Genomic DNA, 12523 nt, shown 5'->3' on the forward strand with positions numbered 1-12523 from the left:
CTGCTCAGCCGGCGTCGGTCAGCTCCACGACCGCCCGCCGGCGTCGGTCAGCTCCGTGACCGCCCGCCGGCCTCGGTCAGCTCTACGATGGTCCGTCGGCGTCGGTCTGCTCCTTGACCGCCCGGACGACCGCGTCGGTGTCGGTCAGGTCGGACAGGACGGCGTCCGCGCCCGCCGCGCGCAGCTCGGCGACCGTGGCGCTGCCGGTCGCGACCGCGATGATCGGCGACCGGGCGATGTGCGCGGCCTGGACGTCCCGGGGGTGGTCGGCGATGTAGACGGTCTGCTTCTCGCCGTACACCGCGCTGTGCCGCTCGCCCGCACGCGACCGCGCGACCTCCAGCAGCGCCGCCTTGGAGTAGACGCCGTTCTCGTAGCCGCCCGCCTGGAGGTCCAGGTGCTCGGCGAGGCCCAGCTCGGTCAGCTTCAGCCCGGCGTTCGGCTGGAGCGAACCGGTCAGGACGGACTGCACCGTCCCCGGCAGCCGGGACAGTGCGTCCACGGCCTCGCGCGCGCCCGGCAGGACCCGCCCGTGCATGGCGAGGTCGCCGCGGCGCTCGGCGAACGCGTCGGTCAGGGCTTCCATGAATGCGGGCAGGTGGTCGTCGGTCGTGACGATGTCGTTGAACGCCAGCGTCTCGAAGATGATCTCCGACTCGGTGCGTCCGGGGGTGGGCGCGAGCCGGACCAGCCGGCGGCCCGTCGTCCGCAGGAACGCCTCGGCATAGGCGTCCCGGGTGACCCGCCCGACATCCACGAGGGTGTGGTCCACGTTCCAGAGCACCAGGCGGTTCTTCGTCGGCATGGGCGCGAGATTAGCTGAACGCGGTCACGGTCGGGACGGCCCGCCCCAGCACCTCGAACGACAGCTGGCCGTTCACCCCCGGCGAGACGGCAGCAAGGTAGGTGTTGATCTGCAGGAGGTCCCCGCGGTGCCGCTCCGCGGACGCGACGCCGACCACCTTCACCGAGCGCCGCTCCCCCGTCGCGAGGGCCGGGAAACTGCAGATCACCCGGTCCGTCCGGGCGCAGGACGGGTCGCTCACCGACTCGACGGACAGGCCTGTCCCGGCGCGTCCGCCGACGACCTTCTCGCTGCGCGCCACCAGCCCGCGGACGGGCCGCTTCCCGGCATTGGTCACCGTGAAGCCGTAGCTGAACCGTCCGCCGGGGACCAGCCGGTCGCCGCCGACCGGACGGACCGCCGGATCCGCGGACACCTTCAGATGCGAGGCCGCCTGCGCCGCGTCCACCGGACCGGACTCGTGCTTGCGCCAGGGAGCCGTGACGAGCGCGGCCGCGCCCGCGACCGCCAGCCCGGCGATCGCCGCCCCCACTGCACGCCGCACACGTCCCCCGATCGTGGTCCGGCAGTTCTTCGTGGTCGGTGGTTCTTCGTGGTCGGTGGTGGTCAGCCGGACATGTGCGGGTAGCGGTAGTCGGTCGGCGGCACGAAGGTCTCCTTGATCGCCCGGGCGTTCACCCAGCGGGTCAGGTTGAGCGGCGAGCCCGCCTTGTCGTCGGTGCCGCTCGCCCGCGCCCCGCCGAACGGCTGCTGCCCGACGACCGCTCCGGTCGGCTTGTCGTTGATGTAGAAGTTGCCCGCCGCGAACCGCAGCTTCTCGGTGGCGGCGGCGATCGCGGCGCGGTCCTCGGCGATCACGGCGCCGGTCAGCGCGTAGGGCGCGACGCCCTCCATCTGCCGCAGCATCGCGTCGTAGTCGGCGTCCTGGTACACGTGGACGCCGAGGATCGGGCCGAAGTACTCGGTCGTGAAGACCTCGTCCTCGGGATCGGTGCAGGTCAGGACGGTCGGCTGGACGAACCAGCCCTCCGAGTCGTCCGCCGTCCCGCCGGCCACGACGTCGATGGTGGACGTCGCGCGGGCGCGTTCGAGCGCGGCCTTGTGCTTGGCGAACGCCCGGTCGTCGATCACTGCGCCGAGGAAGAGGTTCAGGTCCTCGGCGACGTTGCCCATCGGCAGGGACTCGACCTCGGCCACCAGGTCGTCCCGCATCCGCGTCCAGAGCGACTGCGGGATGTAGGCGCGCGAGGCCGCCGAGCACTTCTGCCCCTGGTACTCGAACGCGCCCCTGACCAGCGCCGTCTTCAGGACGCCGATGTCGGCGGACGGGTGCGCGACGACGAAGTCCTTGCCGCCCGTCTCCCCGACGATCCGCGGGTAGCCGTGATAGTTCGTGAGATTCTCACCGACCGTCCGCCAGAGGTGCTGGAACGTCCGGGTGGAGCCGGTGAAGTGGATCCCGGCGAGGTCCGGATGGGCCAGCGCGACCTCCGACACGGCCGCGCCGTCCCCGGTGACCAGGTTGATCACGCCCGGCGGCAGCCCGGCCGCCTCCAGCAGCCGCATCGTGTGGTGCGCCGCGAGCTGCTGCGTCGGCGACGGCTTCCACACCACCGTGTTCCCCATCAGCGCGGGCGAGGTCGGCAGGTTCCCCGAGATCGAGGTGAAGTTGAACGGCGTGATCGCCAGGACGAAGCCCTCCAGCGGCCGGTAGTCCATCCGGTTCCACACGCCCGGCGAGCTGATCGGCTGCTGCTCGTACAGCCGCCGCGCGTAGGCCACGTTGAACCGCCAGAAGTCGATCAGCTCGACCGCCGCGTCGATCTCCGCCTGGTGCACCGACTTGGACTGGCCGAGGATCGACGCCGCGTTCAGCGTCGGCCGCCACGGCCCGGACAGCAGGTCGGCCGCCTTGAGGAAGATCGCCGCGCGGTCCTCGAACGCCATCGCCCGCCAGCCGGGCGCGGCCTCCCGCGCCGCGCTCACCGCCTCCCGGACGTCCAGCGGCGTCGCGTTCCCCATCGTGCCGAGCACGTGCGCGCGCCGGTGCGGCTCGACCACCTCGATCGGGTCGCCGCCGCCGAGCCGGCGCTCGCCGCCGATCGTCATGGTCAGCTCGACGGGCTCGCCGGCCAGCTCCTTGATCCTCGCCTCCAGCGCGGCCCGCTCGGGACTGCCCGGAGCATGCCCCTTCACCGGCTCGTTGACCGGATCCGGCACGTTGGTGACGGCGTCCATGGAAAGCTCCCCTGATCTCCGACATCGTCGTCAGGACCGGAGATCTACCCGCCCCAGAGGCCGCTACGCAGCCCCCGACCACACCGGACGTCCTGGGGCGGCTTCCGGCGCATCATCATTGGGGACGCCGGGCGGGTGGTTCAGAGGAGGTGGACGAGTTCCTGGGTGGCGTACCAGAGGAGCTCGTGGCCCTCGGCGCCGTCCACGGTGAAGAGCGCGTCGTCGTCGCCCGCATCGGCCGCGGGGACGGCCGCCACGGCGGCGCGCACGTCGGTCTCGGCCTCCGCGTCGTCCACGTGGCCGGACGCGATCCTCTTCCACGGGACGGCGGCGGTGATCTCCACGCGGGCGGGGTCGTCCTCGTCCCGCGCCGGGCGGACCGCCTCGTCCGGGACCTCGGCGGCCAGCACCACGCGGCGCGGCGCGGCCTCCGGATCGTCCGCCAGCAGCCGCAGCGAGGCGCGGGCCGCGGCCGTCAGCGCCGCGTACTCCAGCTCCTCGGTGTCGCCCGCGGCGTACCACTCGCGCAGCGCCGGCGTGACCGCGTACCCGGTCAGCGGGGCCGGGCCGGCCTCGCGGTCCTTCAGGACCCGCGCGAGGACGGTGAGCGTGGACGGCAGGTAGACGCGCATGATCCCGCCAGTCTGCCACAACCCCAGCTCAGCCCCGCCGACCGAGACGCGCCGGGGTCAGCGGAGGAGGCCGAGGCCGGCGAGGGCCTCGCGGGTCGCGGACGCGGTGGTGTGGTGGACGCCGTGCATGCCCAGAGCCTCGGCGGCGCGCGTGTTGTGGACGATGTCGTCGATGAACACGCATTCGGCGGGCGCGAGGCCGAGCAGGTCCACGGCGTGCCGGAAGATCGCCTCGTCGGGCTTTCGCATGCCGACCTCGCAGGAGATCACCACGGCGTCGAACAGGCCCGTCCAGCGGTCGCGCGGGTAGGCGTTCCCCCACGAGTTGGACAGCAGGGCCGTCCGCGTCCCGCCCGCCCGGACCTCCTTGAGCAGCGCGTACATCTCCTCGACCGGCGCGAACGCGGCGAACATCCGCTCGATGAGGCCGTCCGGGGCGACCGGGCCGCCGTCCACGGTGCGCAGCTCGGCGGCGAGGAGCCGCTCGAACTCGGCGGGCGCGAGCGAGCCGTCCTCCAGCCCGTGGATGGGGTTGGCGCCGGCGCCGTCGTAGGCCTGCTTCACCCAGGCGCGCATGACGGTCCGGTAGCGGTCGGCGTCGATCCGGTCCGCGTCCAGCCAGGCGTCGACGGCGTCGTTGAGGGGCGAGGTCAGCACGCCGCCCCAGTCGGTGATCACTGCGAGGGGGGTCACGGCTTCGATGCTAGGAGACGTCCGATCCGTCCGTTGCGGCGCGTCCCCTCGGCGTCCTCGACCACCTCGGGCGCCTCGGGTTCGGCGGGCTCCTCCGGGACGGGCGGACGCACGGCCAGGACGAACGCCAGGCACATCAACGGCACCGCGGGCAGGACGTACCGGTAGTCGAACTGCGCGGTCAGCGCCGGGACGACCAGCAGGACCGTCCCGATCAGCCCGGGCAGCAGGGCCTCCCAGCGCCGCAGCCGCACCATGAACACGGCCGCGCCGATGATGATCAGGCCCAGCAGCGTCCCCGGCAGGTACGCGACCTTCTGGTAGGCGCCGAGGAACCTCGCATACGGGTTGGACGCCACGGTCGGCTTGTAGTCCGGGTCGTAGGCGCGCACGTACGGCACGGCCTTCGGGTCCGGATTGAACGTCTCGGGGCCGAACAGGTAGTGCTTGTACGTCGTCCGGTCGGGGAAGGTCGGATGGTTCCAGCGGAACGTCCGGCCGAGGTCGGTCGCGGCGACCTTGGCGTAGTCACCGGGCTGCCGGGTGATCGCGCGGACGGCGAAGTCGAACGCGATCCGCTCCCCCTCGGGTGTGAACCCGGTCGCCTCGACGCGGTAGCGCGGCGCGCGCGGCCCCCAGATGTACGACTCGCGGACGGACCGGTGCTTCGGATCGCTCGACAGGCACAGCGGCATCTGCTCGACCGGGACGTCCATCTTCTGGCAGTCGGCGAACGGCGCGACCCGCCCGTACAGGAACACCCCGGTGCTGCGGGTCAGCGAGAACTGCCCGTGGTCGATGCCGAACCACGCCGAGTACGCCACGACCGGGACCGCGCCGGCCGCGAGCATGGCCAGGAGCGGCCGCCAGCCCGTCCGCCGGACGAGCATCACCAGCGCGGCGACCCCGAGCAGCGGCAGCCCCGCCGACCGGGTGATCGTCGCGAGCCCGAGCAGCAGCCCGCCCGCCGCCGCGAGCGCGAGCACCCTGCGCCCCGTCCCGCGCCACAGCAGGACCAGGACGGCCGCCATGACCAGGAAGCCGAACAGCGTGTCCGACATCAACATGTGTTCGAGCTGCACCTGGTTGGCGTCCAGCAGCACGGGGACGGTCGCGAGCGCCGCCAGCCACCGCGGCGCGCGCGCCCGGCGCACCAGCAGGTAGAGCATGACCGCCACCGCGAGCCCCATGAGGTGCTGCAACAGCGACACGACCGCCAGGCTGTGCACCGGCTTGACCAGCCAGAGGAACAGCGAGTACCCGCTGGGACGGACCAGGTTCGGGTTCAGGTTGACGGCCCCGGACAGGTAGTCGTCCGAATCCGGGAACCACATCACCCACCGGTACCCGAGCATCGCCGTCACCCGCAGCAGAGCCCCTGCCACCAGAAGCGACACGAAAACCCAGTGCACCCGGAGCATTCCCAACAGGGCGAGCGCCCGCGCCGAGCGCGCCACAGGCGGCCCGGTCTCCGGAACGCCTTCCCGGCCCGTCAGCTCGGTCATATCCGCCACAGTCTAGGCAGGATCCCCCCTGCCCCGACCCCCTTTCCCCCGAACCCCGTTCTACCAACCCCCCAACCCCCCACCCCCCAAAGGCCCCACACCCCCCAACCTCCACCCACTCCCCGGGCGCGCCGCCCCCACCAGGCCACAACAAACCCCCCAAACCACCACCCGCTCTCACCACGGTCATCCACGGCCCGGCGCAGCACAGCGCGCTCCCGAGGCAACACAGGACGGCACCGGAAGGCACGACCGACCGAAGCGCAGCGCGGCACAGAACGGCCGCGACAGCGGCGCACGGCCGGGGCAGCACGCGCAGAGCGCAACCCAGCACAGCGCGGGCGACGCCCCACCTCAGCCCGACAGAGCACAGCCCGCCGCTGGACGCAGCGCTGCGCGGCCCGGGGCAACGCAGCGCGGAAGCGCAGCGCGGCGCGGCACGGCGGAGCCTGGCACGGCACGGCGCAGCGCGACACGGCGCAGCGCGGCACGGCACGGCACGGCACGGGGCAGCACGCGCAGGCGCAGCACAGCGCGACGCGGGCGACGGGCCAGCTCACCGCGACACGGGCACAGCCCGCCGCTGGACGCAGCGCTACGCGCCCGGGGGAACGCTGCGCATAGCGGCGCGGCGCATAGCGGCGCAGAAGCGCAGCGCGGCGCGGCTCGGCTCGGCTCGGCTCGGCTCGGCTCGCGCAGGCGTAGGTCGGCGCGGCGCGGGCGATGGCCCGGCTCAGCGCGGCACTGGGCTGCGGAGGGCGATTTTGTGGGGGTTGGGTTGGGGTTGGCGGGGTGTGGGGGCGGCGGGCGGGCCGCCGGGCCGGGGGCGCTTGGGTGGCGCGTCCTCGGCCCGGGGCCTTTCGACAACACGGTGTCGCAGCGGGTGCGGGGTCTGCTGCGAACCTGCCCGCGGGGGTGGATCAGGCCGATCTGAGGCGTTGCAGAGCCTCGCGGACGCCGCCGTCGCTCTCCTCCAGGAGCACGGTGGCACGGTCGGCGGGCACCTCGCCGAGCAGGCTGACCAGGGCCACGCGGGTGTTGCCGCCGGCCTCGGCCAGCGCGGCGGCGCAGGAGCGGTCGTCCATTCCGGTCGCCTCGGTGAGGATGCGGACGAGGCGGGTCCGGAGCTTGGAGTTGAGGGCGTTCACGCTGACCATCAGGTTGGAATAGGTGCGCCCCAGCCTGATCATGAGCGTGGTGGAGAACGAGTTGAGCACCAGCTTGGTGGCGGTGCCCGCCTTCATCCTCGTCGAGCCGCTGATCACCTCGGGTCCGGTGGCCAGCGGGATGTGCACGGCGACCTCGTCGCCGTACGGCGCGTTGGGGTTGCAGGAGATGAGGGCGGTGTGCGCCCCGGCCGCCGCGGCCGCGCGGAGCGCGCCGATGACGTAGGGGGTGCGTCCGGACGCGGCGACGCCGATCGCGACGTCGCCGGGCTCGACCGCGGCGGCGTCGGACGCGCCGAGGTCCACGTCGTCCTCCACCTCGGAGACGGCCTGGGTGAACGCGCCGGGGCCGCCCGCGTGGTGGGCGACGACGCGGTTCCACATGCCGAACGTGGGCGGGAGCTCCGCCGCGTCCAGCACGGCCAGGCGCCCCGAGGTCCCGGCGCCGAAGTAGTGCACCCGGCCGCCGCGCCGCAGGGACTCCACGGCGAGGTCGACCAGCTCGGCGAGCTGGGGCAGGACGGCCGCGACGACGGCGGGGACGGTGGCGTCCTCGGCGTTGATCCGGCGCAGGACGTCCAGCGTGGGCAGCGTGTCGACGTCGAGGGTGCGCGGGTTGCGCCCCTCGGTGGGCAGATCACACTCGATCACCGACGCCTCCGGTCGGGTCGCACGGTCCGGCCGCGGACCGCCTCGAACGTGGCCTCAAGGGCTTTTCGGGTGGGGCCGAAGGTGCGCTGCGCGACCCCGACGAACACGCAGTCCACCACCGTCAGCTGCGCCAGCCGGCTGGCCGTCGCCCCCGATCTGAAGGTGGTCTCCCGCGCGGCCGTCGTCAGGATGAGGTCGGCGACGTCGGCGATGGGCGATTTCGGGAAGTTGGTCAGGGCAACCGTGGTGACCCCCTTGCTCTTGGCGACCTCCAGCGCGTCGATGGTCTCCACCGTCGCGCCCGTGTGCGAGATCCCGACCGCGACGTCCCCGGCGCCGAGCAGCGCGGCGCTGGTCAGCATGATGTGGGCGTCGGACCAGGCGTAGCAGACCCTCCCGATGCGATGGAGCTTCTGCTGGAAGTCCAGGGCGACGAAGGCGCTGGCGCCCACCCCGTACACGTCCACGCGGTCGGCGGCCACGATGACGTCGACGACCTGCTCCAGCATCTTGATGTCGAGCTGGGCGGCCGTCTCCTCGACGGCACGGGCGTCGGCGAAGGTGACCTTCTCCACGATCTGCTCAAGGGAGTCGTCCGGACTGATGTCGCTGCCGATGACCCGCCCGCCGGTGGCGCTCTGGGCCCTCCCCGCCTCCGTCGCGAGGGTCAACCGCAGCTCTGGATAACCATGAAACCCGATCGCCCGGCAGAACCTGATGACCGTGGTCTCGGAGGTGCCGCAGTTCTGGGCGAGTTCGGTGATGGTCGAGTTCGCGACCCCCTCGGGGTCGTCGATGACGCGTTGCGCGACTCTGCGCTCCGCCGGTGGAAGCGAGGGCAGCAGCGACCGCACCCGCACCACGGTGCTCAGCGGCGTCTGTGACGCCGCCTCCTCCCGTGCTGTCTCCCGGGTCGCCCCACCCCCACTACTCCCCGACTCTGAGCCGGTGGGTTTCCTCATGGAAGAAATTTTCTTACCCCCGCGATGTCACGTCAACGGTAGAAAAGGCTACGGTCGCCATGTGTTGACCCATTTGGCCGGTCCTTACGTGATCGGCATAGACGCGGGTGGCACGAAGACCCGCTGTGTAGTGCTGACTCTCGGGGGGGCGGTGGCCGGGACCGGAACCGGCCCCGGCGCCAACCCCAATTCCGGCGGCGACACCGCGGGTGCCCTCACCACGGCCTTGAGCGAGGCCCTCGGCGACGTGGACCGGTCGCTCGTCCTCACCGGCGTCTTCGGGATCGCGGGCGCGGGCTCGGCCGGACGTCCCGCGGCGGTCACGGCCGCCCGGCGCGCCTGGCACGCCTGCGGGCTGCGCGGATCCCCGGCCGTCGTGACCGACATCGCCGTGGCGTTCGCGGCCGGCACCAGCGCCCAGAAGGGCATCGTGGTGTTCTCCGGCACCGGCGCGGGCGCCGCGGTGATCAGCGACGGCACGATCGTGCGCCGGGCGGACGGCTACGGCTGGCTCGTCGGGGACGAGGGGTCGGCGGTGTGGCTCGGCCGCGAGGCGGTGCGCGCGGCGCTCGCCGCGCTGGACGGACGCAGCCGCCCGACGCTGCTCACCGAGTCGGTGCCGCGCGCGCTGCTCGGCCAGGCCGTGCTGTCCGAACTGGGCGCCGTGCCCACCCGCCATCCGTGCACCCAGCACCGCCCCGCCCCGGCCCCCGCACCCGCCCTGGCCTTCGCCGGGGCCTCGGTGAACGGGTCGTCGCTCGGCGCGGGCGGCACCACGACGCTGGCCCGCGAGGCGGTCCCGCGCGTCCCCCAGAACCCCGCCCTCGCGCAGGCCATCATCAAGGAGGTCTACGGTCGCCCGCCCGCGGCCCTCGGCAGGCTCGGCCCGGTGGTCGCGGCCGCGGCCGCCGCCGGGGACGCCGTGGCGCGCCGGATCACCGAGGAGGCGGCCGAGTGGCTGCTGCGCGACGTGGACGCGGTCCGCGCCGCGCTGACCGATCCCGCCGCGCCGGTCGTCATGCACGGTTCGGTGCTGCGGGACGGGCCGGTCGCCGACGCCGTCCGGGCGGGCCTGCGGCTGCGCTTCGACGCCGATCCGCGCCGCGCTGGCGACGGCGCCGTGGGAGCCGCGTCCCTGGCGATGCGCCGCCTGGGATTCCCACCGCCGGAATAGCCGTCGCCCCGGCCGCACCCGATCCCACCCCCTCGTCTGGAACGTGCCATCTCCTGCTCTCAGCCCGTGAGTGAATGCTCACTCATCGTCAGTGAGCATTCACTCACCCCTTCTGGCGTCGCGCGTCTCGCAGGCCGCGAAGCGGCGTTGGCGAAGGCCGAGCGGCGGGCTCGCGGGCCGGGGTGAATTTTTAGCGCGCAACGCCCTCCGGGGCGGATTCGAGTTACAAAAGTCTGGCCTCGGAGACAGGGCGGGGACGGTCGCCGGGGTGATCGTCCGGGCCCGCCGTACGGGTTCTGCCCCGCTTCGTCCGGTACGCCGCCCCCTGCGCCGCCTCGCGTCCCGACGCGTCCGCCCCTGTTTTGGACACCGCGCCACGCGCCGACTACCGTCGCCCGGGTCAGATCACGGCCAGGTCACGGCATCGGGAGCACAGTGCGCGCACTACGACCCACCTCCCCACCCGCGCCCCCATCCCCCCTCCCGTCCCCAGGTAGGAGGTCGGGGGTTTCGCGAGAGCTCGCTGGTGTCGGACGGCCGGTCGGGGTGGTGGCCGCGTTCGCGCTCGCGGCTTCGCTGGCCGGGTGCGGCGGCGGGGACGCCCGGGCCGGTCGGCGCAACGCGGAACCGACCCAGAGCTCGTCCGGATCGTCGTCGGCGCGGCCCGACTGGGTGCCCGGCTACGTGGCGAAGCTGAGCACGCCCGAAAAGGTCGGTCAGCTCTTCGTGCCCACGGTCGGCAGCGCGTCGCAGGGCACGGAGATGATCCGCAAGTACCACGTGGGCGGCGTCATCTACTTCCCGGAGAACCTGCGGTCGCCGCGCTCGACGGCCCGGCTGTCCAACGCGCTGCAGAAGGCGTCCAAGATCCCCATGCTGATCGGGGTGGACGAGGAGCAGGGCATCGTGTCGCGGACGCCGTTCGTGACCAGGTTCCCCGGGAACATGACGCTCGGCGCGTCCCGCCGCACGGAGGACGCGCGCGCCGCCGCGCAGGCGACCGGGGCCGAGCTGCGCGCCGTAGGGATCAACCAGGACTACGCCCCGGACGCCGACGTCAACGTCAACCCGGCGAACCCGGTGATCGGCATCCGCTCGTTCGGCGCCGATCCGGGGCTCGTCGCGCGGATGGTCCGCGCGGCCGTCAGCGGCTACCAGCAGGCCGGCGTCGCCGCGACGGCGAAGCATTTCCCCGGCCACGGCGACACCGACACCGACAGCCACACCGGCCTCCCGGTGATCAAGCACGACCGCGCCACCTGGGAGCGCCTGGACGCCCCGCCCTTCGAGACGGCGGGCGCGGACGCGGTGATGTCCGCGCACATCGTCGTCCCGAAACTGGACGGCAGCGGCGACCCGGCGACGCTCTCCAAGAACGTCCTGACCGGGCTGCTACGCAAGAAACTGGGCTTCCAGGGCGTGATCGTCACCGACTCGCTGCAGATGGACGGCGTCCGCGAGAAGTACAGCGACCGGGTCGTCCCGGTCCGCGCGATCAACGCTGGGGCCGACCAGTTGCTCATGCCGCCGAGCCTGCCGGTCGCCTACCAGGCGGTGCTGAACGCCGTGAACTCCGGCAAGATCCCCGCGTCCCGGCTGGACGACGCGGTGGCGCGCATCCTGCGCCTCAAGCAGAACCGCGGCCTTTTCCGCGGCACCCACGTGGACCCCGCCAAAGCCGACGCCCAGGTGGACACCGCGCAGCACCACACCCTGGCCCGTAGCGTCGCCGAACACGGCGTCACGGTCGTCCGCAACGTCGGCGACGTCCTCCCGCTGAAAGGCCGGACGGTCTACGTCACCGGCGCGAAAAGCTCTCAGGTCGGCGCCGCCCTCCGCGCCGCCGGCGTCAAAACGACCGGCACCCTGGGCCAGGCGGACGTCGCGCTGCTCACCACGCTGAACTCCGGCGCGTCCGGCACCGCCGCCCAGACCCGAAGCCTCGCCTCCAAGCCGACCGTCGTCGCCGCACTCGGCGCCCCCTACGACCTGGACAAGGCCGACCGCGCCAAGGCCTTGGTCGCCACTTACTCGTCCACCCCGCCCGCCATCACCGCCCTGGCCCGCATCCTCTCCGGCCAAGCCAAACCCACCGCCAAACTCCCCGTCCCCGTAGCCGGCCAACCCCTAGGCACCGGCCTCACCTACTAACCCTCACCTCCCACACCCCCAATCCCCCCGCCCCCCGGGCCCACTCAGCTCCCGTGCCAGCCCCACTGCTGTCGTGAGTCAGCGGACCATTCCCCCGCCTCCGAACTGGCACGTGCCGCAAACAACCATGGCCACGTCCACCTACCACAGGGCACTCGCCTCCCACAGCGCCCGCGCATGCGAGGGGCGCGCTTGCGTCCAACACCCCGCATGCGTGCGAAGGCACGCGCGTCCGAGGACACGCTGACGTTCGAGAGCGCGCTTGCGGGCGCGGACGCGCCTGGCCGCCGCCGTTCTCGCCGCCGATACCCGGCCGGTCATCCGCCTCTACGGCCCAGCGTGGCTGCCGCACGCGTTCGTGCTCGCCGCGCTCAGCTTGCGGCGCGGCGTACTGGGGGTGGCTGCGCCTCGGTCGGACGGCTCCGGCAGGTCAGACGGGCCCGTGCCGGGCCGCGAGTATGAGGGCCAGGCCCACTGACGTGCTCAGGCGCTTGCACCCAAGGCGCTGACGTGTGCGGACGCGCTTGCGTCCGAGGCGCTGACGTG

At 73.0% G+C, this 12523-nt stretch carries 10 protein-coding genes; 2 read left to right on the forward strand and 8 right to left on the reverse strand.

Going from position 1 to position 12523, the window contains the following annotated elements:
* Window positions 1-82: 82 nt before the first annotated feature.
* From FHU30_RS02915 to FHU30_RS02950, 8 genes are all read right to left on the reverse strand, one after another.
* Window positions 83-805 carry an HAD family hydrolase gene (locus FHU30_RS02915; RefSeq protein ID WP_253871112.1) on the reverse strand — a complete coding sequence of 241 codons (723 nt, stop codon included), beginning with the start codon at window positions 803-805 and terminating at the stop codon, window positions 83-85.
* Between the two features lie 10 nt (window positions 806-815).
* Window positions 816-1349 (reverse strand): hypothetical protein, encoded by a 534-nt coding sequence (locus FHU30_RS02920; protein ID WP_253871114.1) that lies wholly within the window; start codon window positions 1347-1349, stop codon window positions 816-818.
* Between the two features lie 62 nt (window positions 1350-1411).
* On the reverse strand, window positions 1412-3043 hold the full coding sequence (gene pruA, locus FHU30_RS02925) for an L-glutamate gamma-semialdehyde dehydrogenase (RefSeq protein ID WP_253871122.1): 1632 nt from the start codon (window positions 3041-3043) through the stop codon (window positions 1412-1414).
* Window positions 3044-3183: 140 nt separating this feature from the next.
* Entirely contained in the window at window positions 3184-3675 is a 492-nt protein-coding gene (locus FHU30_RS02930; protein ID WP_253871124.1) for a DUF6912 family protein, read from the reverse strand.
* A gap of 57 nt (window positions 3676-3732) precedes the next feature.
* Window positions 3733-4368, reverse strand: a complete 636-nt coding sequence (locus FHU30_RS02935; protein ID WP_253871126.1) for an HAD family hydrolase — start codon at window positions 4366-4368, stop codon at window positions 3733-3735.
* A complete protein-coding gene (locus FHU30_RS02940; protein ID WP_253871136.1) occupies window positions 4365-5873 on the reverse strand; it encodes a hypothetical protein in 1509 nt (502 codons plus the stop codon). The genes FHU30_RS02935 and FHU30_RS02940 overlap by 4 nt, the downstream gene beginning before the upstream one ends.
* A 920-nt stretch (window positions 5874-6793) precedes the next feature.
* Window positions 6794-7690, reverse strand: a complete 897-nt coding sequence (locus tag FHU30_RS02945; protein WP_253871138.1) for an N-acetylmuramic acid 6-phosphate etherase — start codon at window positions 7688-7690, stop codon at window positions 6794-6796.
* Window positions 7687-8652, reverse strand: coding sequence for a MurR/RpiR family transcriptional regulator (locus FHU30_RS02950; protein ID WP_301322540.1), 966 nt, complete (start codon window positions 8650-8652; stop codon window positions 7687-7689). Before FHU30_RS02950 ends, FHU30_RS02945 begins: the two co-directional genes overlap by 4 nt.
* 151 nt (window positions 8653-8803) lie before the next feature.
* Here FHU30_RS02950 and FHU30_RS02955 point away from each other — a divergent pair, with 151 nt between their 5' ends.
* Window positions 8804-9826, forward strand: coding sequence for an N-acetylglucosamine kinase (locus FHU30_RS02955; protein ID WP_253871140.1), 1023 nt, complete (start codon window positions 8804-8806; stop codon window positions 9824-9826).
* A gap of 549 nt (window positions 9827-10375) precedes the next feature.
* Window positions 10376-11977 carry a glycoside hydrolase family 3 protein gene (locus FHU30_RS45790; RefSeq protein ID WP_308211162.1) on the forward strand — a complete coding sequence of 534 codons (1602 nt, stop codon included), beginning with the start codon at window positions 10376-10378 and terminating at the stop codon, window positions 11975-11977.
* The last annotated feature ends 546 nt before the right edge of the window (window positions 11978-12523 follow it).

The sequence above is a fragment of the Actinomadura rupiterrae genome, assembly GCF_024172125.1.
Taxonomy (GTDB): domain Bacteria; phylum Actinomycetota; class Actinomycetes; order Streptosporangiales; family Streptosporangiaceae; genus Spirillospora; species Spirillospora rupiterrae.